Source organism: Chryseobacterium paludis (assembly GCF_025403485.1).
In the GTDB taxonomy this organism is placed as follows: Bacteria; Bacteroidota; Bacteroidia; order Flavobacteriales; family Weeksellaceae; genus Chryseobacterium; species Chryseobacterium paludis.
Window position 1 is genome coordinate 920,237 of the sequence record NZ_CP099966.1, and the last position, 22,008, is coordinate 942,244.

Genomic DNA, 22,008 nt, shown 5'->3' on the forward strand with positions numbered 1-22,008 from the left:
TTTATTAATATTTTATAGCTGTCGGTAATTTTATTATCGACAGCTTTTCTCTTTCTATGAAAAAGCTATCTCTACTTCTTATTTTGTTTTCTATCAGCTTTGCTAAGGCACAGATCGATCCCGTAAAATATCCTACTTATACCAATGTAGAAGACGCATTGAAAAGTGATAAACCGGTTTATAGTATGAGCTTTAGAGGTAAGGGAATGTTTAATGTTCCCTCTGAAATTAAGAAACTAAATTCTTTGTTTTTTTTAAATATTATGGGGAATAATTTAGAAAGGATGGATCAGGAACTATTTTTATTAAAAGATCTTGAAATTTTAAATGCCAACGAGAACAGCATTAAATTTATTCCTGATGAGATAGGGGAGCTTACAAAATTGAAAACACTTTCCATAAATCTGAATAGTTTAACATCTGTTAATCCAAATATTGCTAAACTACAGCAGTTGAAGGCAATCCATCTTGATGCCAATAATCTGAATGTTTTCCCGGAAGCATTAACTCAAATTCCAACCCTTGAAGAAATTAACCTTCAGGGTAATCAGATCAGTTTTATTTCAGGTCATTTAAAACAAATTAAAAATTTAAAATATCTGAACCTTGCTGCCAATCAAATCAATGACCTGGGAAGCCTTGAGTTTCCAAAGGATCTGAAATATCTTGAGCTGCAACAGAATGCTATTTCAAAACTGCCTGAAACATTATTTCAATCAAGAAATCTTGAATTCCTTAATCTTAGTCAAAACAACATTAAAGAAATTTCAACTAAAGTAAAAGGATTAAAAAGTGTAGTAAGTATGAACCTTGCTAACAATGACTTAAAGGATCTTCCCATAGAAATTTCAAAATTGAAAAATCTTAAAACATTGATACTGACAGGAAATCCTATGGATAAAGCAACAGTTGAAAAACTTAAAAGCCTGTTACCGAAAGCGCAAATTTATTTCTAAATTATCCACCGACTCTTTTAGTTTTATAACCCATATCTTTAAGAATTTCCATGATCTTATCACGGTTGTCACCCTGAATGATGATCGTTCCATCTTTTTCCGATCCCCCAATTCCTAAAGTTGTTTTAATCTTTTTAGAGATTTTTTTCAAATCTTCTTCAGTTCCTTCCCAGCCTTCAATCACAGTGACAGGCTTTCCATTTCTTCCTTTTTTCTCAAACTTACATACTAAAGGCTCTTTCTGCTTGAATTTTTCTTCAGGCATTTCAAAATCCTGTTCTTCGTGCCCAGGAAAAAGGTTCTTCAATTGATCTCGTAAATCCATAGAGCAAAATTAAAAATAATAATTAATTCTTCACAGTGGTGGTAGAAAATATGTTCAATTTATTCTATAGTCCTCGGCAGGTCTTGCAGATAGTATAGGTTTTTCATCGTTATAAGAGAGCTAACCTAAGTATAGAATGAGATTTTAGAAATGTAATTAAGATGGCGTAATCTGTGATAACAAAAAAAGTATTTGCTTTAGAATTTTCTTCATTTAAAAAGGAAATAAATAAATTCTTTAATAAAAATTTAAGTGTTTGAGATTATTAGTTTCATTGGAAAATAGGTAAATTTGTATAATAAAAGTTACAGAAAATGTCGAAAAAAGCAATACTGGCAATACTTGATGGATGGGGATTGGGAAAGAATCCTGAAGTTTCAGCCTTAGATAGTGCCAATACACCATTTATAGATAGTTGTTTTCATAAATATCCACATACAACCCTTGAGGCAAGTGGAACAGCAGTAGGGCTTCCTGCCGGACAGATGGGAAATTCTGAAGTTGGACATATGAACCTGGGAGCCGGAAGAGTGGTATATCAGAATCTTGTAAAACTGAATATGGCCGTTGAAAACGGGACTCTGGGTGAAGAAAAGGTTATTCAGGAGGCTTTTGAATATGCCAAAAGAGAAAATAAAAAAGTACACTTCATAGGATTGGTTTCCAATGGTGGAGTACATTCACATATCAACCATTTAAAAGGTTTATTAACAGCCGCGAAGAATTTCGGATTGAATGACAATGTATTTGTTCACGCTTTTACTGATGGTAGAGATTGTGATCCACATTCAGGATTAGGCTTTATTAAAGAATTGGAAGACCATATGCATTCAACGACTGGAAAATTAGCAACTGTTGTTGGAAGGTATTACGCGATGGACAGAGATAAAAGATGGGAGCGTGTGAAATTAGCTTACGATGCATTAACAGAAGGAGTAGGACTTCAAACAACAGATGCATTAGCAGCTATTCAAGAGTCTTATGACAATAATGTGACAGATGAGTTTTTAAAACCAATTATTTTAATACATACAACAGAAACTGGAAATGTAGTACCTGTTGCTAAAATTGTAGATAATGATGTGGTGATCTGCTTTAATTTCCGTACTGACAGAGGAAGAGAAATTACAGAAGTTCTTTCTCAACAGGATTTACCCGATTACTTCATGCGTAAATTGAATTTGTATTATGTTACACTGACCAATTATGACAAAACCTTTAATAATGTTCATGTAGTTTTTGATGAAGAAGTACTACAAGAAACAATGGGCGAAATCATTGAGAAAAATGGTAAAACTCAAATCAGGATTGCCGAAACAGAAAAATATCCACATGTGACATTTTTCTTCTCAGGAGGAAGAGAAAAAGAATTCGTCGGAGAAAGAAGATTACTTTGCCCAAGTCCGAAGGATGTTCCTACTTATGATTTGAAACCCGAAATGTCAGCATATGATATTACAAACGCAATCATTCCTGAATTGGAAAATGAAACAGCTGATTTTATCTGTCTCAATTTTGCCAATACCGATATGGTAGGTCATACCGGAGTATTTGAAGCGGCAGTAAAAGCGGCAGAAACTGTAGATAAATGTATTGAAAAAGTAGCGACAACAGCTTATGAACATGGTTATGCGGTATTTATTCTCGCGGATCATGGAAATTCTGATGTGATGGTTAATCCTGATGGAACTCCAAATACACAACATTCTACGAATTTGGTTCCTTTTATTATAATGGATAAAGACCATACATGGAATTTGAAACCAGGGAAGTCAGGGAAGTTAGGGGATGTGGCTCCAACTATTCTAAAAATAATGGGAATAGATATCCCAAAAATAATGACTGGAGATATTTTAGTGAACTAGACAAATAAAAAAATAAAAGTGTCGTTATACTGATAATGGCATTTTTTATGATATATGTCATGCATATTATGAGAGGCATATGTTATTATGCGCTAAATAATAAATAAATCATATCTTTGTATATTAAATTATAATAAATCTAAATAACGGAAATGTATCAAACGCTGGTAAGGAAAGAAGTAATGGGTATCTTGGAAAAGGAAGTAAGTTCTTTTCTGGAAAAATTTTTGACGCCAATTGAAAAAATATGGCAGCCCTCAGATTACCTTCCAGATCCATCAAGTGCAGATTTTAAATATGATTTAGAAGAAATTCAGACCTTTGCGCGCGAAATGCCTTATGATCTTTTTGTTACTCTTATTGGTGACTGTATCACAGAAGAGGCATTGCCATCTTACGAATCATGGTTAATGGGGGTAGACGGAATAAATCAGGAAGAAAAAGTAGGTTGGGCCAATTGGGTGAGATCTTGGACAGGAGAGGAAAACAGACATGGTGACTTATTGAACAAATATCTTTATTTGTGTGGTAGAGTAAACATGAGAGAAGTTGAAATCACTACCCAATATCTGATCAGTGATGGTTTTGACTTGGGGACAAGTATGGATCCTTACAGAAACTTTGTGTATACAAGCTTTCAGGAAACTGCTACTAATATTTCTCATAGAAGAGTAGGAACTTTAGCAAAGCAATCCGGAAACGGGAAATTGGCTAAAATGTGTGGTGTGATTGCCGCTGATGAAGCCAGACATGCTAAAGCATATAAACATTTTGTTGCTAAAATTCTAGAATTAGATCCTTCAGAAATGATCCTGGCATTTGAAGATATGATGCGTAAAAAAATTGTAATGCCTGCCCATTTAATGAGACAGTCAGGACAAAAAGCTGGTGAGCTTTGGGGACATTTCTCAGATGCAGCTCAAAGATGTATGGTATATACCGGTCAGGATTATATCAATATCATGAAAGAATTATTGGATGAATGGAAGATAGAACATATTAAAGGGCTTACTGAAAAAGCTGAAAAAGCTCAGGAATATCTTATGAAACTTCCTTCCAGACTGCAAAAAATTACAGATAGAGTATCCACTCCAGACTTACAATTTCAATTCAGTTGGGTGAAAAGTTAGGAAAAGAATACATAAAATTATAAAGTAAGAGTGCCGAGTGTTTTTTGGCACTCTTTTTATTTCTTATCTTTGCACTGCTAAAAACGCAAAAAAAATGTTAAACAATAAAAAAATTGCTGTAGATTTCGACGGAACAATTGTTGACGATGCCTATCCCGGAATTGGTAAGGCAAAGATCTTCGCTTTTGAAACATTAAGAAAACTTCAGTCTGAAGGCTACAGATTAATTCTTTGGACATACAGACACGGAAAAACATTAGATGAAGCGGTAGAATTCTGCAAAAAAAACGGAATAGAGTTTTATTCCGTTAATGGCAGCTTCGAAGGAGAGGTTTTTGACCCTGAAACACAATCTCGAAAAATAGATGCCGATTGGTTTATTGATGATAGAAATCTAGGCGGTTTTCCAGGTTGGGGAGAGATCTATAATATTATCAATGAAAGAATAGAATTCCGTGTTGAAGGCAAAGAAGTTTTAGCATATTCTAAACTTAAAAAAGATAAGAAAAAAGGATTATTCTGGTAAGAAAAATCTAACAATATAACAATGTAGCAGTTTACCAATTTTAATATTTGTATTGTTACATTGCTAAATTCATAAATTGTTACATTAGAACATGATTCAATTAAAAACAATAGACGAACTTCGTCTCATGAAACAGAGTGCTCAGTTGGTTTCAAAAACATTAGGAATGTTAGCGAAAGAAATCAAACCGGGAATTACTACTTTGTATTTAGATAAATTAGCGCATGATTTTATTAAAGACCATGGTGGTGAACCTGCATTCTTAGGATATGGAGGTTTTCCAAATTCATTATGTATTTCTCCAAATGAACAGGTAGTACATGGTTTTCCCAATAATGATATTATTAAAGAAGGCGACGTACTTTCTGTAGATTGTGGAGCTATTTTAAATGGCTTTGTAGGGGATCATGCCTATACATTTGAAATCGGAGAAGTAAAGCCTGAGATCAAAAAACTATTGCAGATTACCAAAGAATCTCTTTATAAAGGAATTGAACAATGTGTGAGAGGAAAGAGAATAGGAGACATTTCTCATGCAATTCAGGCTCATTGTGAAAAAGAAGGTTATGGAGTAGTAAGAGAGCTCGTAGGACATGGATTAGGAAGAAAAATGCATGAAGACCCTCAAGTACCTAACTATGGGAGACAGGGAAGTGGAAAAGTCATTAAAGATGGTTTAGCGCTTGCCATTGAACCTATGGTAAATCTGGGAACTGAAAAAGTGAAGTTCCATAATGATGGCTGGACGGTAACAACTTTAGATAATCAGCCTTCAGCACATTTTGAGCATGATGTAGCGGTAATTAATGGAAAACCTGTATTGCTTTCTACCTTCAAATATGTATATGAAGCTTTAGGTATTCAAAGTGATGAGGAAAAGCCTTTCCAAATGGATTTTTAATGAAAAAAGTAACCAAGCTTTTACTGAATACAATTCCGCGTCCGATGCTTATTACGATGAGTATCTGGGCGAGACCTCTTATCTATCAGTTTTTTAAGGGCGATGAATTTTTCGATCCTATTGATGGAAAATCATATCGTAAATTTCTTCCCTATGGCTATGGGAAGCAAAGAGAAAATGCTTTGTCCCCGGGAACCTTAAGCCTGGAAAGACACCGTCAGATGTGGCTGTATCTTCAAAATGAAACTGATTTTTTTATTAAAAATTATAAAGTTTTACATATCGCTCCAGAGCAAGAGTTTCTGAGGAAATTCAAGAGAATGAGAAATCTTGATTATATTTCTGCAGATCTTTTTTCCCCTATTGTAGATGTAAAAGCAGATATTCTTGATCTTCCTTTTGCTGACGAAAGTTTCGATATCGTTTTCTGTAACCATGTTTTGGAACATATTGAGGATGATGCCAAAGCCATAAGCGAGCTTTATAGGGTAATGCGACCTGGCGGATGGGGGATTTTTCAGGTTCCTATGAAAAATTCATTAGAGAAAACCTATGAAGATTTTTCTATTAAAGATCCTAAAGAACGTCAAAAACATTTCGGTCAGTATGATCATGTTCGTTGGTATGGAATGGATTATTTTGATAGGCTAAAAAAAGCTGGTTTTGAAATAGAACCTAATTTCTATTCGCAAAACTTCTCAGAAGAAGAAATAAGAAAATTCGGTTTAAGGCATAATGAGATCTTACCGGTTGTTTTTAAAAAATAAATAAAAAAATGTCTTCAGGTTCTGAAGACATTTTTTATGATAAGATGTATACTTTAGTGAGAAGCAGCTTTTAACCCTATGATAGAACCAATAAGGGTAGAGATGAAGAAAATTCTCCAAAAGGTTACAGGATCTTTAAAAAAGAGCATACCCATTAAAGCGGTACCTACAGCACCAATCCCCGTCCATACGGCATAAGCTGTTCCTATCGGTAATGTTTGTGTAGCTTTGATCAGTAATAACATACTGATGGTCATCGTAACCAAAAAGCCTGCAAACCAATAATACATTTCTGATCCTGTTGTTTCTTTTGCTTTTCCTAAACAAGATGCAAAAGCAACTTCAAACAATCCTGCGATAATTAAAATAATCCAGTTCATTTTTATTTTTTTTCTCCTGCAAAGTTCCGCATTTATGAGGAATAAAAATTTTACAAATGTTAAAAAATAAGTTTTTCTTCTTTTAGGCTATATTGATAATCAATAAAGATTTTTTCTAATTAGAAATCTTACAAATTATTATCTGATCTCAGCTCTGATTCTACTCAAGCTTACCTGTGTAATTCCTAAATAAGAAGCAATATGTCCCAACTGAACCCTCTTCAAAAGATTAGGTTTGTCACGCATTAAGTCTTTATAGCGCTCAGTAGATGTTTTAAATTGTCTGGAGATAATTAATTCTTCTGTTTTTACAAGCTCTCTTTCTGCAAATTTCCGTCCCCAATTGGCAATATAAATATCCTCATTGAATAGCTTTCTCAGATTTTCAGTAGCCAACTGGTAAAGTTCGCAATCCTCCAACAATTCAATGCTTTCATAGCCTGGTTTATTTTCTACGTAGCTTTTCATAGAAATTACCGTTTCACCTTCGCTACCAAACCAAAATGTAATATCATTATCTTCCGTAGAAGCGTAGGCGCGAACAATTCCTCTTTTTATAAAGTACACATAAGGAATAATCTTATTTGCTTCCATGAGGCAAAAGCACTTTGGATAAGAAACTTCTGTAATATACATTTTCAAATTTTCCTTTGAAGCTGCAGGAAGGGGAAGTATACTATCAATAATTTCGTCTATGGTCATGAGGGTAAATTGTGATGGGTCAAAATTATCTGTTTTTCATGATTAATTAAAAAATATGAGAACTAATTTTATTTTATAACTAGTAAAGAATCTGAAAAATTACCGAAAATAAGTCAAAATAGAAAGGAGATGAAATGGATTTTAGCAGAGTATTACTCAAATGAAATAGAAGTTATGTGTTTTTAATTGATTTATTTTCAGTTGTTTAAGTTGCTGATTGGTGTCCTTTTTAAGAAGTTGCGAAACTACAATAATTTTATAAAAAAATTATGCTATTTATTATACATTTTTTTATATTTTATGAAATACTTTTGTATGTCAATCAATAAAATGAAAAGAGCTTCCATAAAAGATATTGCAAGAATTGCCGGTGTTTCCGTAGCAACAGTTTCATATGTATTAAATAGAAAGGAAGGAAGCAGGATCAGTGAAGCTACAAAAATTAAGATTCTCGAAGTAGCAAAAGAAATTAATTATGCTCCAAATAAGATTGCCAGAAGTCTTAAAATGAGCAATAGTAAACTTATAGGCTTGATTGTTCCTGATATTTCAAACGATTTCTTTTCTAATATCGCAAGATGGATAGAAAATGAAGCCATGAAGTTAGGTTACACGATCCTTATTGGGAGTTCTGACGAAAATCCAGATAAATTCAGACAGCTTACAGAACTTTTTTCTGAACAGCAGGTTGATGGAATGATTGTAGTTCCAGTTGTTGGCTCAGATGATGCGATCAAAAAACTTTTGAATAATGAATACCCCGTTGTTAGTGTCGATTATTACCTTGAAAATGTTAATCTTCCTGCAGTAACACTGAATAATTTTGAAATCTCTGAAATTATAGTCGATTATCTTATTGATCATAATTTCGAGGAATTAATTTATGTAGGTTATAACACAAAATTGCCTCATTTACTTGACAGGCAACGTGGTTTTGAGCGAAAGGTTCGTGAAAGAGGTATTATAGCAAAAAAAGTTTTAGTGGATATGAAAGATGTTACACCTAAAGTTCATACCGAGCTTAAGAAGCAACTTAAAATTACTTCTAAAAAGACCGCCTTGTATTTTTTAAATAATAAAATTGGAATTGCCGGATTAAATTATCTGGTTAGAAATAAGATAAAGGTTCCTGAGGATGTTTCTGTAATTGCATTTGATGAAACAGATGCCTACACTTTATTTCCCACGGAAGTTACCTACATTAGACAGCCTTTGGAAGAAATGGCTGTTAATGCTTTAAAACTTCTTGATGATCAGATTAAAAACTTTTCCGAAAAGGGAACAAGAATAATCTGTTCTGGTGAATTGATCAAAATGAAATCTGTAAAGTAAAATTTTATAAATAATTTAAACGTTTAACCATATGATACAAGACAATCAATATGTGGTATGTTTCGGAGAAGTCCTCTGGGACCTATTTCCTCAGGGAGCAAGAGCAGGGGGAGCACCATTTAATGTTGCCTATAATGTTTATAAAATGGGAGTAAATGTTGAAGTACTCAGTAGAATAGGAAGTGATGAGCTTGGAGATAAGCTTATTGATCAGATTAAAAATTGGGGAATTACCACCGATTATATTCAGGTTGATGATCAAAAACCTACGAGTACCGTTATTGCTACTATTGATGAAGATAATGAAGCCAGCTACGAAATTATTAATGATGTAGCCTGGGATTATATAGAATTTCTACCCAAATTGGCTGAGTTAGTTTCTAATGCCGATGCATTTATTTTTGGAAGCTTAGCTGCAAGGAATGAAAAAACAAGGAAAACACTCCTTAAGCTTTTGGAGTATGCAAAACTTAAAATTTTTGATGTCAATTTCAGACCTCCATTTGTGGATGTTGACCTTATTACAGAACTTTTATATCATGCAGATATCGTGAAGATGAATAAAGCCGAGATGAGACAGATCCTCGATTTCCTTGATGTAGAATATGTGAATGAGGATCAAAGTGCGGCCTTTATTCAGGATCACTTTAAGATAAAGGAAATTGTTCTGACTAAAGGTAGTAAAGGAGCAAGGTATTTTGTAGAAAATGAAAGCTATGACTGCCCGGCAGTTCCTATCACAATTGCAGATACTGTAGGAAGTGGAGATTCTTTTCTTGCAGGTTTTATTTCTAAAAGAATTCAACTCGAAGCACCTTATAAAATAATGAAAGAGGCTATTGCTCTGGGAGCTTTTATAACTTCAAAACCGGGAGCTTGTCCTGATTATGAATATGAGGAATTTCAAAAATTCAGAGACCAGTACTAAAGATCTAAATCTTTAAAATTAATCCTAAAGACCGGTTTTCTTTTAGTAACTTTGCAATCCGTAATATAATTTTTATGCACAAATCAGGATTTGTAAATATAGTTGGAAAACCTAATGCTGGAAAATCGACCTTGCTGAACCAATTGATGGGCGAGAAGTTGGCGATCGTAACGCAGAAGGCACAAACAACACGTCACAGAATTTTTGGAATTTATAATGAAGAGGACTTACAGATCGTATTTTCTGATACACCGGGAGTATTAGACCCAAAATACGGGTTACAGGAAAAAATGATGGATTTTGTAAAGGACTCTTTACAGGATGCTGATGTCTTTTTATTCATTGTGGATGTTACAGATAAAGCTGAACCTTCAGAATTTTTAATTGAAAAGCTGAATAAAATTCCTGTTCCTGTTTTACTTTTATTAAATAAAGTAGATCAGACCAATCAGGAGGGACTTGAAAAATTGGTAGAAGAATGGCATAATAGGATTCCTAAAGCTGAAATTTTACCTATTTCTGCACTGAATGCATTTAATACAGATGTTATTCTGCCTAAGCTTAAATCGATGTTGCCGGAGAACCCACCTTATTACGATAAGGATCAATATACAGATAAGCCGGAAAGATTTTTTGTAAATGAGGCAATTCGTGAAAAAATTCTTCTGAACTATGATAAAGAAATTCCTTATTCAGTAGAAGTTGTTACCGAACAATTTAAAGAAAAGGAGGGAATCATTTTTATAGATTCTATTATTTATGTAGAAAGAGATACCCAAAAGGGAATTATTATTGGCCATAAAGGGGAAGCAATTAAAAAAGTAGGAACAGAGGCAAGGATAGATCTGGAGAAATTTTTCTCAAAAAAAATTCACCTTAATTTATTCGTAAAGGTGAAAAAAGACTGGCGTAAAAACGACCGGGATCTGAAGAATTTCGGATACAGATAAACTAAAATGTCAATAATCATCGTTGTATAGAAAGATTTTATTATCTTTAAACTAAATTTTTCATACATGAATTATAGTAACTCAAATTCTAATCCTATATTTAGAGATATTATACTGTTAATTGTGAGAGTTTTTATTGGATTTTCCATGCTTTCTCACGGATTTCCCAAGCTTCAGATGTTACTGGAAGGAGGGAAGATCGAGTTTTATGATTTCCTGGGGCTGGGTCCACAGATATCTTTAATTCTTACTATCGTAGCAGAGTTTGTATGTTCTATACTTCTGATTTTGGGATTGTTTACCAGAGTAGCTTTAGGCTTTCTCATATTTACAATGGCTATTGCTGCCTTTGTAGTTCATGGTGCAGATCCTTTTGAGAAACGAGAATTGGCTTTCATTTATTTATCTGCATATCTTCTGTTAATGTGCTTTGGAGCAGGAAGATTTTCGATAGATCATATGATTGAAAAAAGAAAAAGAGCTTCAGATTGGTAAAAAGATCTAAAAAAATATAATAAAAAAGAGCATTAATCTAATGCTCTTTTTTATTTCTGTTAAGGTCTGCAAGGAAGTGTTGATGGTATGCAATCCCAAATTGGAGAACCATTTTCATCTCTTCCCGTAACACAAGCTCTATAACCTGATTCACACAAAGGGGCATTTCCTCCATTAACAGTCTTAAGGTCTTTCTTTGATAATTTGCGTAAATTTTTCATACTTTTTTGATTTAATTTGAATCACTAATGTAATATTTATTTTATTATATCACAAGATTAGGATTAAATGCTATTTAATTGTTCTTAATTTTATAAGCTGAAAATAGATAAAGAAGGGCATTTCATTTTTGAAATGCCCTCTCTTGATTTATTAAGGCTTACATGGTAAAGATGCCCAGACACAGGTCCATTTTGGTGTGTCGTCTTCACCAATTATCATACAGGGCTTGAATCCTTGTGGACATTCCGGAGCACTGCCACCATTAATAGCTTTAAGATCTTTCATTGATAACTTTCGTAAATTTTTCATAGTACTTTGATTTAATTTGAAAAACTAAAATACTATTTAATTAAATAACCAGCACGAATAGCACGGATAATTTTTCCTTATATAACTTCAATTTACTAAATTCGTGAAAAATGTATAAAATGAAGATAAAGTTAACTATCTGCCTTTTGGCGTTTCTTAATTTCTACGAAGCTCAGGAAAATGTTACTTACCAAAAACCATCTGCAGAAATTCTTAAGCTTGCAGATTATGAAAGACCTCCAAGTGTTTTGATGAACAGTAAAAAAGATTGGGTGGTATTTACCTATCGACCGACTTATAAAACATTGGAAGATCTTGGGCAACAGGAAATGAAATTAGGTGGTTTAAGAATCAATCCTGTTACTAATATTTCAAGTTCAGTAACCTATTCAAATAATCTTAAGGTTAGAAAGATAAATGATAAAAATGAAGTTCAGGTAAAAGGGTTACCGACTAATCCTAAAATTACCAATACCTCTTTTTCTCCAGACGAAAAGAAACTGGCTTTCACGAATACGACAGGTAAAGGAGTAGAACTTTGGATTGTAGATCTTGAAACTGCAACTGCCAAAAAGATTACAGATGATAATCTTAATGCTAACCTTGGTAGTCCATATATCTGGTACAAAGATTCTCAGAATTTATTAATAAAAATACTTCCACAAAACAGACCTGCATTAATAGATTCGAGCAAAGATCTGCCAACGGGTCCTATTGTATCTACAGCTGATGGAAAAGTTTCTCAAAACAGAACCTATCAGGATCTTCTTAAAAACCCTCAGGATGAAAAGAACTTTGAAATTCTTACAGCTGCAGATATTTATAATGTAGACCTTAGCGGGAATCTCAAGAAAATAAAGGATCAGGATATGTATTCTGGTTTAAGCTTTTCACCCGACGGTAATTATTTAATGGCAACCACTATTAAAAAACCATTCTCATACATTGTCCCTTTAAATAGATTTCCAATGACGACAACTGTTTACGATGCTAAATGGAATGTAGTGAAAGTGGTAAATGAAGTTCCATTAAACGAAATCATGCCTAAAGGTTTTGCATCCGTAAGAACAGGAAAAAGAGATATGGGCTGGAGAAGCGATATGCCTGCAACCTTGGTTTATGCTGAAGCTTTGGATGGTGGGGATCAATCTAAATCAGCAGAATACAGAGACGAAGTTTTTACCTGGGAAGCACCATTTAATACCACTGCAAAATCTTTCTTTAAAACAAAACAAAGATATGAAGGTACAAGTTGGACGAACGATCATTATGCTATTGTTTCAGAAGATTGGTATGATACCAGAAATACAAAATCTTTCTTAGTTGATTTAAACAACGGTGAATCGAAAGTTATTGATGACAGAAATTATCAGGATGTTTATAGTGATCCAGGGAATTTTAATACGACAAAAAATCAATTTGGAAGAACAGTTCTCGATATGAAAGGAGGGAAAGCTTATCTTATCGGGGATGGCTTTACAAAAGATGGACAACATCCTTTTATTGATGAAATGGATATGAAAACTTTAAAAAAGAAAAGACTATATACTTCGAATTTAAAGAATGCCAAAGAGGATATAATAGATATTCTTAATCCTGCAAAAGGAGAGGTTCTTACTATTCAGCAGTCTGCAAGTCAGTATCCGAATTATTTTAAGAAAAATATTAAATCTAATAAATCAGAGCCCGTAACTAATTTTGCCAATCCTTTTGAAAGTATAAAAGATGTGTATAAAGAAGTAATTACATACAAAAGAAATGATGGGGTAACATTAACAGGAACTCTTTATTTACCGGCTAATTATGATAGAAAAGCAAAGAACGAAAAACTTCCATTGCTGATCTGGGCATATCCGACGGAATACAAAGACAAGAATACGGCAGGGCAAAATACGCAGAATCCTAATGATTTTACTTTCCCTTATTACGGGTCTTTTGTGTATTGGACAACAAAAGGATATGCAGTTCTTGATGATGCAGCTTTCCCAATCATCGGAGAGGGAAAAACTGAACCTAATGATACTTTTATTCCACAATTAGTTGCCAATGCTGAAGCAGCGATTAATGCTGTAGACCAGTTGGGTTATATTGACAGAAAGAAAGTGGCTGTTGGAGGACATTCTTATGGGGCTTTTATGACGGCAAATCTTTTAACACACTCTAAACTATTCGCTTGCGGAATTGCAAGAAGTGGTGCATATAACAGAACTTTAACGCCTTTTGGTTTCCAGAGTGAACAAAGAAATTATTGGGACGTTCCGGAAATTTACAACACGATGTCTCCATTCATGAATGCTGATAAAATGAAAACCCCATTACTTTTAATTCATGGTGATGCAGATAACAATCCAGGAACTTTTACTTTACAGACAGAAAGATATTTCCAGGCTTTAAAAAATCTTGGTGCACCTGTAAAAATGGTTCTTTTACCTAAAGAAGCTCACGGTTATGTAGCTAAAGAAAATATACTTCACCTTTTATGGGAACAAGATCAGTTCTTAGAAAAATGTTTGAAGAAATAAATTGAGAAACTCGTCCTTTTGGGCGAGTTTTTTGTTATTTTAGTTTTCAATTAATAATCATGCCTATAATTAGAAGTTCTGAACAAATAAGCAAATCTCTGGAAGATTTTTATAAAGACTTAGTACCGAAAGTAGAGGATACATTTGGTGACAATGGTACTCCTCCAATGCTTAATGTTTTGGAAGTAATAAATAAATTATTCAAAGAGACCTTAATTTATGGATTCACTTCGCACTCAACGTTGCTTTTAATGGAAGAAGACAACTCCATATCTGATTGGTTTGTCGCTATAAATGGGTATAGGAATGAATATCATGTTGAATATATAATCCCTAAAGAAAAAAGTCTGTGGGAGAATGTAAAAATAAAAGGAGAAACGACTTCACTAAAAAAATTATATGCTAAATTAGAAATAGAGACAACAGATATATGAAAAAGATACTGATAATTTTTCTTATAATGACTTCTATGGCAGGGTTATTTGGGCAAACTGAAAATATTGAAAATGGAAAATATCATACTTCAAAAGAACAATTTGAAAAAAAGTATGTAAGACAAGAATATGAAAAATATTTAAAATCTCAAATTAAAGTTGAAAAAAATAAAGTAGTAATTGATGTAGTAAAGAGTATCGAGTTTTCTGAAAATTTGGATAAAAGATTTAAATTAATTTTTGAAAATGGATTGATAGATCCGACAAAAGTAAATGGAAATTATGTTTTAAGAATTTCGAGTATTGATGAACTCATATTATTAAATCCTAATCCCCAGACAAAAAGATTTAGTTTTTGGATATTTCCCCAAAAAGGAATATCTGGGAGCGAAAATTCGGTTGAATATATGCTGAAAGGAAGGGCCAATCCTGACGAATATTATTTTGAACTTCAAAATGAGAATGCTGACGAAAATACAAGTTTTGAAAAGTTTATTGAAGGTGCTAAGTTAACTTATTTAGCATATGGAGGAGTTATTATATAAACTATTATTGTGATTCAGAATCTCATTACAAAAGATTTTTCACTTCATTATATTGCGTTCGAAATGACAATATTTTTAACTTTCATACAGAGTTTAAATGTTTTACTGAACCAAATACTTCAATACTTCATCAATACTTTCCAACTCAATAAATCTTTCATGTTTTAGCTGATGTTCATGCTGCTCATGTGCCCAGGTCGTATGAAATGGGATATGAGCTGCAAATCCACCAATTTCCAATACAGGTAAAATATCAGATTTTATTGAATTGCCTAACATCATAAAATTCTCAGGTTTACAGTCTAAATGCTTCAGAAGCTTTGTATAATCAGTATTTTGTTTATCACTCATGATCTCTATATGATGGAAATAATTCTCTAATCCTGATTTTTTAAGCTTACGCTCCTGATCCTGCAGATCACCTTTGGTTGCCATAACTAATCTGTATTTTCCTTTCAGATCTTCTAATGTTTCTGTGACTCCATCTAAAAGCTGAACAGGTTGTTGTAATAATTCGTGGCCAAGATCAATCGCTTTGTTTATTAATTGCATGGAAGCTGTTCCATTAGAGACCCTACAGATGGTTTCGATCATACAGAGCATAAAACCTTTTATCCCATAACCATAAAGATGCAGATTTTGCATTTCTGTTTTAAACAATTCCTGTGATACCGAATGCTGTGGAAGATAATCTTCAAGAATAACACAGAATTCCTTTTCAGCTTCCTGAAAATAGGGTTCATTCACCCAAAGGGTATCGTCTGCGTCAAATGCTATTGTTGTAATATGATTTTTCATTTTATTTTGTACATTTCTCTGTGCAAAAATCAGAATAAATTATATAAAAGCAAAGGACATTTGTCCTGAATGGAATATGTTAAGAACCAATGAAACTTTTTTGAGCTATTTAGAACAACTTTACAGTAAGCAGGAACGTAAAGAAGATATCGTGATCAGATCATTTTCAAAAGGCACAAGGATATTTGTACAAAATGAAAAATCCCCGAAAGTAATGCTTATTAATGATGGTGTTACCAAATGCTATTTTGAAGAAGAAAATGATAAAGAGTATATTATGGAGTTTCTTGGGAAAGGTGAAATTATTGGTGAAATAGAATTCATTAAAAATATTAATTGCCTGTGTACTATTGAAGCAGTGACGGAAGTATCTGTCTATGCGATTTCTGTTCCTTATTTCAGAACATTAGTTGAAAATGATATAGCATTAAATAATTTATTATTAAATGCCTTTGCTGAGCGTATCATTAATACTTCTGCCAGGGCATCTTATCAACAACTTCATACCACTGAACACAGCTTAGCGAAACTATTGGAATTACAATCCAAACAAGAAATTGAAATTTCAAAAGAAAACATGGCAGCTTATTTAGGAGTTACCATAAGAAGTTTAAATAGAGCTTTGAAAAGTTTAAATAAAAAATAAAAAAGCGGCCTGTAAAGACCGCTTTCTATTATATATTCTGTTTTATTTTCTTAGCCGACATATTTAAAAATCTTTTTACAAGGAAGACTGCAGAGATCGTTAATCCCAATCCTAAGGCGATCCACATTCCAAAAGCGCCCATTTCTAATGTGACACAAAAGAAATACCCGAGTGGGATTGTAATTACCCAATAGGCTATAAAAGTATAAATAGAAGGGATTTTAACGTCCTGTATACCTCTCAGCATTCCCAAAGCTGTTACCTGGATTCCATCTGATAACTGGAACAGAGCAGCGATGATCATTAGTTTTGAAGCTAATGTAATTACTTCGATCTCTTCTTTTTTAGTGAAGAATGTAGGAAGGATATTTCTACCCAAAATAAATACAACTCCACAAATACACATGAAGATAAAGGCAATTTTCAAGTTGTTTATTCCAACTTTTCTAAGTTCAACATAATTTTGCTCACCCATTTTTCTTCCGATCATTACAGTTGATGCAACACTAAATCCTACACAGAGGTTAAAGGTAAATGAAGCCATACTGAGAGCAATCTGGTGTGAGGCAATATCATGAGCAGAAATTAATCCACAGATAAAAGCAGCACCGGCAAAAGCAGTTACTTCAAAGAACATCTGTAAAGCGGTAGGTAATCCTAATCTTACCATTTTATCAAACATATTTTTAGAAAATACCTGGATCTTCAAGGAAAAATCTTTGATATAGCGTCTCGTTCTTTCTTCTTTTAGTAAAACGAAATATAAGAATACCACCATAAAAATTCTAGCAATTAAACTAGCCAATGCAGATCCTTTTACCCCCATTGGAGGGAATCCAAAAAGTCCCTTGATGAAAACGTAGTTCAAAACGATATTAATAACATTGGCAATAATGGTCGCTTTCGTAACTCCAATGGTGTAAGATAAGCCTTCAGAAACCTCTCTGAGGGTCTGAAATGCCATGAAAGGGATCATGCTTATCGCCATGATGCCTAAAAAGTCTACCGTATCAGGAACGATCTTAGCCGGTTGACCGGAATGATAGAGTAGAGGCAATCCTAATAATAAAATTCCCATTAAAATTATCCCCACGGTCATATTAATAACAAATCCGTGACTGAAAACAGAATTAATAGTTTTATGGTCATGTCTCGAGTGCGCCTCTGAAACCAAAGGTGGAATAGCAAAGGAAAATCCCAGTGCCAATACGAACATAGAGAAAAATACAGCATTCCCTAAAGACACTGAAGCTAAGGCATCTGCACCCAGTAATTTTCCAACAATAATATTATCAAATAAGTTTACAGAAACTTGTCCTACCTGCGTTAGCATTACGGGTAGTGCCAATGTAAGGCATTCTTTAGTATAGTTTTTATTTAAAAAGCTCATAGTTTTAACAAAAAAAAATTTGCAGTGTGAATACTGCAAATTTTTTATAATTTATTTAGGTTATAATTAAATTATTTTCTTACAAAATTTGCGACATCCTCTTTGGAAACAGTGCTTCCACCAAGGATAATTAATCTTTCAACAACATTTCTCAACTCTCTGATATTTCCAGTCCATGAAAGGGCTTTAAGCGCTTCAATAGCATCATCATCAAATTTTTTTACCGCTGTACCATGTTCATCGGAGATCAGTCCTGAAAAATGGTCCACTAATAATTTGATATCTTCTTTTCTATCATCCAATGGGGGAACATAAATTTCAATTACAGAAAGCCTGTGGTAAAGATCTTCTCTAAATTTTCCTTCCTCAATTTCTTTCTGCATATTTTTGTTGGTTGCTGCAAGTACCCTTACATCAACCTTAATTTCTTTATCGCTTCCTACAGGAGAAACTTTGCTTTCCTGAAGGGCTCTTAATACTTTAGCCTGGGCAATAAGACTCATATCTCCGATCTCATCAAGAAAAATAGTACCTCCCGTTGCTTGTTCAAATTTACCCTGCTTATCTTTAATAGCCCCTGTAAATGAACCTTTAACGTGTCCGAAAAGTTCTGATTCAATAAGTTCAGAAGGAATTGCAGCACAGTTTACTTCGATCATAGGTCCTCTTGCACGTTCGCTTTGATTATGGATAGCATGAGCAACCAATTCTTTTCCTGCCCCATTGGGTCCGGTAATTAAAACTCTTGCATCCGAAACAGCAACCTTTCCGATCATATCCTGAATTTTCTGTAAAGCCGGAGACTCACCAATCATTTGGTACTTTTTGTTTACCTTCCTCTTTAGTGTTTTATTTTCGGTCTGAAGATTTTTATTTTCTTTTTTTAAGGTCTCTTTAACCAAAGCATTTTTTACACTTGTAATCAACCTATTGATGTCGATTGGCTTAGAGATGAAGTCATATGCACCATCCTTTAAACAAGATACAGCAGAATCAATGTCTGCGTGTCCTGAGATCATAATAAAAGTGGTTTCAGGTTTAAGCAGTAGAGCTTGCTTTAATAGCTCAGTTCCTGAAAGTTTTGGCATTTTTATGTCTGAAATTACCAATGCGAAATCTTCTTTTTCTAAATGTTTATAGCCTTCCAAACCATCTTCGGCTACAACAAATTCGTAATTGGTAAGTTCATCTGAAAGAATACTGTGCAGTACTCCTGAGATTGCTTTTTCGTCTTCTACTATAAGGATTTTTTGCATAGTTGCAAATTTAGATTTTTTGATTGAATTATTAGCAAAAACTATACCTAAATACTTTATTTAGTATAATCTCTTCTTCCGAAAATAGCAGACCCTACTCTTACAGAATTAGCACCGCATTCAATGGCAATAGGGAAATCATCACTCATCCCCATTGATAATGTATCTAGTTTTTTCAATTGATTTAATTCGTTAAAAACTTTTTTTAATTTTAAAAATTCCTTTTTTACCTGCTCTTCATCTTCTGTGAAAGTTGCCATTCCCATTAATCCGGTTATTTCAATATTCGAAAAATCACCGTTTATGTATTTTTGAAAAATGTCTTGTGCTTCTGAAATTTCAAAGCCAAATTTACTTTCCTCAACCGCAATTTTTACTTGTAAGAGAACTTTAATTTTACGTTTATATTTAACTGCTTCTTTATTTATTTCTATTAAAAGTTTCTCAGAATCAACGCTTTGAATGGTGTCGATGAATTCTGCGATATACTTTACCTTATTGGTCTGAAGGTGCCCAATCAGATGCCATTGAATATCTTTTGGCAGGAGAGGGTATTTTTCCATCAGCTCCTGAACTTTGTTTTCTCCAAAAACTTTTTGCCCTAAGCTATAAACCTCCTGAATAGCTGATACAGGATGTGTTTTAGAAACTGCGACCAGCTGAACCTCATTAGGAAGTTGTTTTTTTATGTTATTGTAATTTTCTTTAATATCCATAATTGCAAATTTCTGAATTCTTAGAGCAAAATACTAATGATTTTGTAAAATTTTAAAAAGAGTTTTAAGAACGGTTTATCCGCGATTAAAAATTGACTATTTCTCAATTTATTAATGATAATACTCTTAATTTAAAACGTCATTGATCTTAGGATAGGAAGAGATCTTTCTAAATACAAATCGATTGCTCTTCTGTAATTTTTCAATAAACAGATCAAGTTCATTAATAGAGTCTGTATCCGCTAAATATTGATCGTGAGTTAAAAAGACCAAGTGTCTTGATGTTTTTTCGAGATCATTGAAAAATATACTGTCAACCTTTTTAAGCATTGCTTCGTGACTGCCTTTTAATACCATCTTATTAGTAGGTTTCCATTCAAGGTCCCAACCAATTACTTTATAACCTGCTTTCTTCAGGCTATTTGCAGCCAGAGTAGAGCTTTTTATATCGGTAACATTAATATTGTTCAGTCGCCATATATTTCTTCCCGGAGTTCTCGCTATTTTATCATAAAGTTTTAAACTGTCTTTTGCTCTATCAAAATCATGAACCACAGCATCAGGATTTTGATAAAAATTAGAATATTTATTATGTGCATGCGTAAAACTGTGATTAGCCAGTTCAATCAAAGGATCCTGTCTTAAAAGATCCAGATCATCCTTTTGTCTATTACTGTCATAAGAATGTTTTCCAACTAAAAAAGCTGTTGCACATACATTTCTTTTACGTAAAATTTTCAGTAGATTTTCGGTTCCTCGATTCGGACCGTCATCAAAAGTTAGATATATAACTCTTTTGTCGGTTAGATCTTCATTATCATCCAATAAGGGGACTGTTTTTGCGACGGGATGGTCTTTAGAAATCATCTTCTCAGAATCTTTCTCATCTTTTTTCTGATTACAGCTGTTAAATAAAATTGAAGTTGCACTCATCAATGCAAACATCCCAAGAAAAGTCGTATTTCGAGACTTTTCCGCAAAAAGTTTTTTCATGAAATAATTGGAGATTAATTGTTAAATATCGTTAAAATTTGTAAACTAATGTTAACAACATGTATGCCAATTTACTTTAAGTTTTGCTTTTTAATAATATTTTAATGTGCTAATTTTTAGACAGTTTTCAAAGTAAAATCTTTTTAAGATACATTGCATTTTTAATTGCCGAAACTCCCCATGTATTATTAAAAAATATAAATGTTTTATTTTGTGATATCTGTATTTTTTCTGCTAAATTATTGAGAAATTCTTCACTGTATTCAGATTTGTAAAGAACAGGTTTTCCATGTAATCTGTAATACATTACTTCATTATTGTTGATAATTACTTCTTCTGGTAAATTACCGGGAAAGCTAACACCGGAAAAAATAATATTTTTAGGTCTTAAAATATCAAAAATCTCATCACGCCACCAGGATTCATGTCTGAACTCTATGACATTTAAAAATGCTGAATCGATATTTTTTAGGATTAACTCTATATTTTCTGGAGTATTTTTAAAAGATGGTGGGAACTGATACAAAAATCCGGAAAGCTTTTCCTTCAAATTTTCATGGATATGCTGACAGAATTCTGAGATTTCTTCTTTGCAGTCCAGTAATCGTTTCTCGTGAGAAATAGTTTTTGGAATCTTAATGAAAAATCTAAACTCTTCAGGTGTTTCATCGAACCATTTAATTAGTGTTTTTGCTGTTGGCTTTCGATAGAAAGTAGAATTAATTTCAACAGCATTAAACTCTTTTGAATATAAAGTAAGAAAATCTTTAGTTGGTGTATTGTCCGGATAAAAAGAGCCTTTCCAATCATTATTGTAAAAGCCTGAACATCCAATATATAGATTTTTCTTTTTCATATTTTTTTATCTCTCGCAGATTAAGATTAGTAAATCGTTTTTTTTCGAAAACCCTGAATAATCT

General features: G+C 33.2%; 25 protein-coding genes. 14 read left to right on the forward strand and 11 right to left on the reverse strand.

Annotated elements, in window-relative coordinates; genetic code table 11:
* The first annotated feature begins 56 nt into the window (after positions 1-56).
* Complete coding sequence (locus tag NG806_RS03770; RefSeq protein WP_261512022.1) at positions 57-956, forward strand: leucine-rich repeat domain-containing protein; 900 nt, start codon at positions 57-59, stop codon at positions 954-956.
* Position 957: 1 nt separating this feature from the next.
* Here NG806_RS03770 and NG806_RS03775 read toward each other — a convergent pair whose 3' ends face one another.
* On the reverse strand, positions 958-1,281 hold the full coding sequence (locus NG806_RS03775) for a translation initiation factor (RefSeq protein ID WP_214825538.1): 324 nt from the start codon (positions 1,279-1,281) through the stop codon (positions 958-960).
* A gap of 314 nt (positions 1,282-1,595) precedes the next feature.
* Between NG806_RS03775 and gpmI the strand changes: the two genes are divergently transcribed.
* The 5 genes from gpmI to NG806_RS03800 all read left to right on the forward strand — a co-directional run bounded on the left by gpmI (position 1,596) and on the right by NG806_RS03800 (position 6,470).
* Positions 1,596-3,146 (forward strand): 2,3-bisphosphoglycerate-independent phosphoglycerate mutase, encoded by a 1,551-nt coding sequence (gpmI, locus tag NG806_RS03780; RefSeq protein ID WP_214825537.1) that lies wholly within the window; start codon positions 1,596-1,598, stop codon positions 3,144-3,146.
* Between the two features lie 152 nt (positions 3,147-3,298).
* Positions 3,299-4,276, forward strand: a complete 978-nt coding sequence (locus NG806_RS03785) for an acyl-ACP desaturase (RefSeq protein ID WP_214825536.1) — start codon at positions 3,299-3,301, stop codon at positions 4,274-4,276.
* Positions 4,277-4,370: 94 nt separating this feature from the next.
* A complete protein-coding gene (locus NG806_RS03790) occupies positions 4,371-4,802 on the forward strand; it encodes a BT0820 family HAD-type phosphatase (protein WP_214825534.1) in 432 nt (143 codons plus the stop codon).
* A gap of 91 nt (positions 4,803-4,893) precedes the next feature.
* The gene (gene map / locus NG806_RS03795) at positions 4,894-5,703 is read left to right on the forward strand and encodes a type I methionyl aminopeptidase (RefSeq protein WP_214825533.1); all 810 of its coding nucleotides are present in this window, start codon (positions 4,894-4,896) and stop codon (positions 5,701-5,703) included.
* Positions 5,703-6,470, forward strand: coding sequence for a class I SAM-dependent methyltransferase (locus tag NG806_RS03800; protein ID WP_261512024.1), 768 nt, complete (start codon positions 5,703-5,705; stop codon positions 6,468-6,470). Before map ends, NG806_RS03800 begins: the two co-directional genes overlap by 1 nt.
* Before the next feature lie 53 nt (positions 6,471-6,523).
* Here NG806_RS03800 and NG806_RS03805 read toward each other — a convergent pair whose 3' ends face one another.
* Both NG806_RS03805 and NG806_RS03810 read right to left on the reverse strand, forming a co-directional pair.
* On the reverse strand, positions 6,524-6,850 hold the full coding sequence (locus NG806_RS03805) for a DMT family transporter (protein ID WP_214825531.1): 327 nt from the start codon (positions 6,848-6,850) through the stop codon (positions 6,524-6,526).
* 138 nt (positions 6,851-6,988) lie between these two features.
* A complete protein-coding gene (locus NG806_RS03810; RefSeq protein WP_214825530.1) occupies positions 6,989-7,552 on the reverse strand; it encodes a Crp/Fnr family transcriptional regulator in 564 nt (187 codons plus the stop codon).
* Between the two features lie 315 nt (positions 7,553-7,867).
* Here NG806_RS03810 and NG806_RS03815 point away from each other — a divergent pair, with 315 nt between their 5' ends.
* The 4 genes from NG806_RS03815 to NG806_RS03830 all read left to right on the forward strand — a co-directional run bounded on the left by NG806_RS03815 (position 7,868) and on the right by NG806_RS03830 (position 11,257).
* Positions 7,868-8,884: a LacI family DNA-binding transcriptional regulator gene (locus NG806_RS03815; RefSeq protein ID WP_261512025.1), complete on the forward strand. Its 1,017-nt coding sequence runs from the start codon at positions 7,868-7,870 to the stop codon at positions 8,882-8,884.
* Between the two features lie 31 nt (positions 8,885-8,915).
* A complete protein-coding gene (locus tag NG806_RS03820) occupies positions 8,916-9,812 on the forward strand; it encodes a carbohydrate kinase family protein (RefSeq protein ID WP_261512026.1) in 897 nt (298 codons plus the stop codon).
* A 74-nt stretch (positions 9,813-9,886) separates the two neighbouring features.
* On the forward strand, positions 9,887-10,762 hold the full coding sequence (gene era / locus NG806_RS03825) for a GTPase Era (protein WP_214825528.1): 876 nt from the start codon (positions 9,887-9,889) through the stop codon (positions 10,760-10,762).
* A gap of 66 nt (positions 10,763-10,828) precedes the next feature.
* A complete protein-coding gene (locus NG806_RS03830; protein ID WP_214825526.1) occupies positions 10,829-11,257 on the forward strand; it encodes a DoxX family protein in 429 nt (142 codons plus the stop codon).
* A gap of 59 nt (positions 11,258-11,316) precedes the next feature.
* Here the strand turns inward: NG806_RS03830 and NG806_RS03835 are convergent, their stop codons facing one another.
* Positions 11,317-11,478 (reverse strand): bacteriocin-like protein, encoded by a 162-nt coding sequence (locus tag NG806_RS03835; RefSeq protein WP_214825524.1) that lies wholly within the window; start codon positions 11,476-11,478, stop codon positions 11,317-11,319.
* 151 nt (positions 11,479-11,629) lie between these two features.
* Positions 11,630-11,788 (reverse strand): bacteriocin-like protein, encoded by a 159-nt coding sequence (locus NG806_RS03840; protein ID WP_214825522.1) that lies wholly within the window; start codon positions 11,786-11,788, stop codon positions 11,630-11,632.
* Between the two features lie 119 nt (positions 11,789-11,907).
* Here NG806_RS03840 and NG806_RS03845 point away from each other — a divergent pair, with 119 nt between their 5' ends.
* From NG806_RS03845 to NG806_RS03855, 3 genes are read left to right on the forward strand one after another with little or no spacing between them, the layout of a single operon-like run.
* Positions 11,908-14,310, forward strand: a complete 2,403-nt coding sequence (locus NG806_RS03845; protein WP_261512028.1) for an alpha/beta hydrolase family protein — start codon at positions 11,908-11,910, stop codon at positions 14,308-14,310.
* 59 nt (positions 14,311-14,369) lie between these two features.
* The gene (locus NG806_RS03850) at positions 14,370-14,744 is read left to right on the forward strand and encodes a hypothetical protein (RefSeq protein WP_261512029.1); all 375 of its coding nucleotides are present in this window, start codon (positions 14,370-14,372) and stop codon (positions 14,742-14,744) included.
* Positions 14,741-15,289: a hypothetical protein gene (locus tag NG806_RS03855; RefSeq protein ID WP_261512030.1), complete on the forward strand. Its 549-nt coding sequence runs from the start codon at positions 14,741-14,743 to the stop codon at positions 15,287-15,289. The genes NG806_RS03850 and NG806_RS03855 overlap by 4 nt, the downstream gene beginning before the upstream one ends.
* Before the next feature lie 102 nt (positions 15,290-15,391).
* On the opposite strand, the gene NG806_RS03860 is transcribed toward NG806_RS03855, so the two are convergent.
* Positions 15,392-16,087, reverse strand: coding sequence for an HAD family hydrolase (locus NG806_RS03860; protein WP_261512031.1), 696 nt, complete (start codon positions 16,085-16,087; stop codon positions 15,392-15,394).
* Between the two features lie 76 nt (positions 16,088-16,163).
* Between NG806_RS03860 and NG806_RS03865 the strand changes: the two genes are divergently transcribed.
* Entirely contained in the window at positions 16,164-16,733 is a 570-nt protein-coding gene (locus NG806_RS03865) for a Crp/Fnr family transcriptional regulator (RefSeq protein ID WP_261512032.1), read from the forward strand.
* A gap of 28 nt (positions 16,734-16,761) precedes the next feature.
* Here NG806_RS03865 and NG806_RS03870 read toward each other — a convergent pair whose 3' ends face one another.
* The 5 genes from NG806_RS03870 to NG806_RS03890 form a co-directional block, all read right to left on the reverse strand.
* Entirely contained in the window at positions 16,762-18,123 is a 1,362-nt protein-coding gene (locus NG806_RS03870; protein WP_214825510.1) for an MATE family efflux transporter, read from the reverse strand.
* Positions 18,124-18,194: 71 nt separating this feature from the next.
* On the reverse strand, positions 18,195-19,379 hold the full coding sequence (locus NG806_RS03875) for a sigma-54-dependent transcriptional regulator (protein WP_214825508.1): 1,185 nt from the start codon (positions 19,377-19,379) through the stop codon (positions 18,195-18,197).
* 56 nt (positions 19,380-19,435) lie between these two features.
* The gene (locus NG806_RS03880; protein ID WP_261512034.1) at positions 19,436-20,095 is read right to left on the reverse strand and encodes a YggS family pyridoxal phosphate-dependent enzyme; all 660 of its coding nucleotides are present in this window, start codon (positions 20,093-20,095) and stop codon (positions 19,436-19,438) included.
* 126 nt (positions 20,096-20,221) lie between these two features.
* Entirely contained in the window at positions 20,222-21,088 is an 867-nt protein-coding gene (locus tag NG806_RS03885; protein ID WP_261512035.1) for a polysaccharide deacetylase family protein, read from the reverse strand.
* Between the two features lie 127 nt (positions 21,089-21,215).
* The gene (locus tag NG806_RS03890) at positions 21,216-21,944 is read right to left on the reverse strand and encodes a DUF72 domain-containing protein (protein ID WP_261512036.1); all 729 of its coding nucleotides are present in this window, start codon (positions 21,942-21,944) and stop codon (positions 21,216-21,218) included.
* Between the last annotated feature and the right edge of the window lie 64 nt (positions 21,945-22,008).

Excerpts from the sequence above, each read along its gene's own strand:
- NG806_RS03770 (WP_261512022.1), top strand. The coding sequence starts at position 57 with ATGAAAAAGCTATCTCTACTTCTTATTTTGTTTTCTATCAGCTTTGCT.
- NG806_RS03775 (WP_214825538.1), bottom strand. The coding sequence starts at position 1,281 with ATGGATTTACGAGATCAATTGAAGAACCTTTTTCCTGGGCACGAAGAA.
- gpmI (WP_214825537.1), top strand. The coding sequence starts at position 1,596 with ATGTCGAAAAAAGCAATACTGGCAATACTTGATGGATGGGGATTGGGA.
- NG806_RS03785 (WP_214825536.1), top strand. The coding sequence starts at position 3,299 with ATGTATCAAACGCTGGTAAGGAAAGAAGTAATGGGTATCTTGGAAAAG.
- NG806_RS03790 (WP_214825534.1), top strand. The coding sequence starts at position 4,371 with ATGTTAAACAATAAAAAAATTGCTGTAGATTTCGACGGAACAATTGTT.
- map (WP_214825533.1), top strand. The coding sequence starts at position 4,894 with ATGATTCAATTAAAAACAATAGACGAACTTCGTCTCATGAAACAGAGT.
- NG806_RS03800 (WP_261512024.1), top strand. The coding sequence starts at position 5,703 with ATGAAAAAAGTAACCAAGCTTTTACTGAATACAATTCCGCGTCCGATG.
- NG806_RS03805 (WP_214825531.1), bottom strand. The coding sequence starts at position 6,850 with ATGAACTGGATTATTTTAATTATCGCAGGATTGTTTGAAGTTGCTTTT.
- NG806_RS03810 (WP_214825530.1), bottom strand. The coding sequence starts at position 7,552 with ATGACCATAGACGAAATTATTGATAGTATACTTCCCCTTCCTGCAGCT.
- NG806_RS03815 (WP_261512025.1), top strand. The coding sequence starts at position 7,868 with ATGTCAATCAATAAAATGAAAAGAGCTTCCATAAAAGATATTGCAAGA.
- NG806_RS03820 (WP_261512026.1), top strand. The coding sequence starts at position 8,916 with ATGATACAAGACAATCAATATGTGGTATGTTTCGGAGAAGTCCTCTGG.
- era (WP_214825528.1), top strand. The coding sequence starts at position 9,887 with ATGCACAAATCAGGATTTGTAAATATAGTTGGAAAACCTAATGCTGGA.
- NG806_RS03830 (WP_214825526.1), top strand. The coding sequence starts at position 10,829 with ATGAATTATAGTAACTCAAATTCTAATCCTATATTTAGAGATATTATA.
- NG806_RS03835 (WP_214825524.1), bottom strand. The coding sequence starts at position 11,478 with ATGAAAAATTTACGCAAATTATCAAAGAAAGACCTTAAGACTGTTAAT.
- NG806_RS03840 (WP_214825522.1), bottom strand. The coding sequence starts at position 11,788 with ATGAAAAATTTACGAAAGTTATCAATGAAAGATCTTAAAGCTATTAAT.
- NG806_RS03845 (WP_261512028.1), top strand. The coding sequence starts at position 11,908 with ATGAAGATAAAGTTAACTATCTGCCTTTTGGCGTTTCTTAATTTCTAC.
- NG806_RS03850 (WP_261512029.1), top strand. The coding sequence starts at position 14,370 with ATGCCTATAATTAGAAGTTCTGAACAAATAAGCAAATCTCTGGAAGAT.
- NG806_RS03855 (WP_261512030.1), top strand. The coding sequence starts at position 14,741 with ATGAAAAAGATACTGATAATTTTTCTTATAATGACTTCTATGGCAGGG.
- NG806_RS03860 (WP_261512031.1), bottom strand. The coding sequence starts at position 16,087 with ATGAAAAATCATATTACAACAATAGCATTTGACGCAGACGATACCCTT.
- NG806_RS03865 (WP_261512032.1), top strand. The coding sequence starts at position 16,164 with ATGTTAAGAACCAATGAAACTTTTTTGAGCTATTTAGAACAACTTTAC.
- NG806_RS03870 (WP_214825510.1), bottom strand. The coding sequence starts at position 18,123 with ATGAGCTTTTTAAATAAAAACTATACTAAAGAATGCCTTACATTGGCA.
- NG806_RS03875 (WP_214825508.1), bottom strand. The coding sequence starts at position 19,379 with ATGCAAAAAATCCTTATAGTAGAAGACGAAAAAGCAATCTCAGGAGTA.
- NG806_RS03880 (WP_261512034.1), bottom strand. The coding sequence starts at position 20,095 with ATGGATATTAAAGAAAATTACAATAACATAAAAAAACAACTTCCTAAT.
- NG806_RS03885 (WP_261512035.1), bottom strand. The coding sequence starts at position 21,088 with ATGAAAAAACTTTTTGCGGAAAAGTCTCGAAATACGACTTTTCTTGGG.
- NG806_RS03890 (WP_261512036.1), bottom strand. The coding sequence starts at position 21,944 with ATGAAAAAGAAAAATCTATATATTGGATGTTCAGGCTTTTACAATAAT.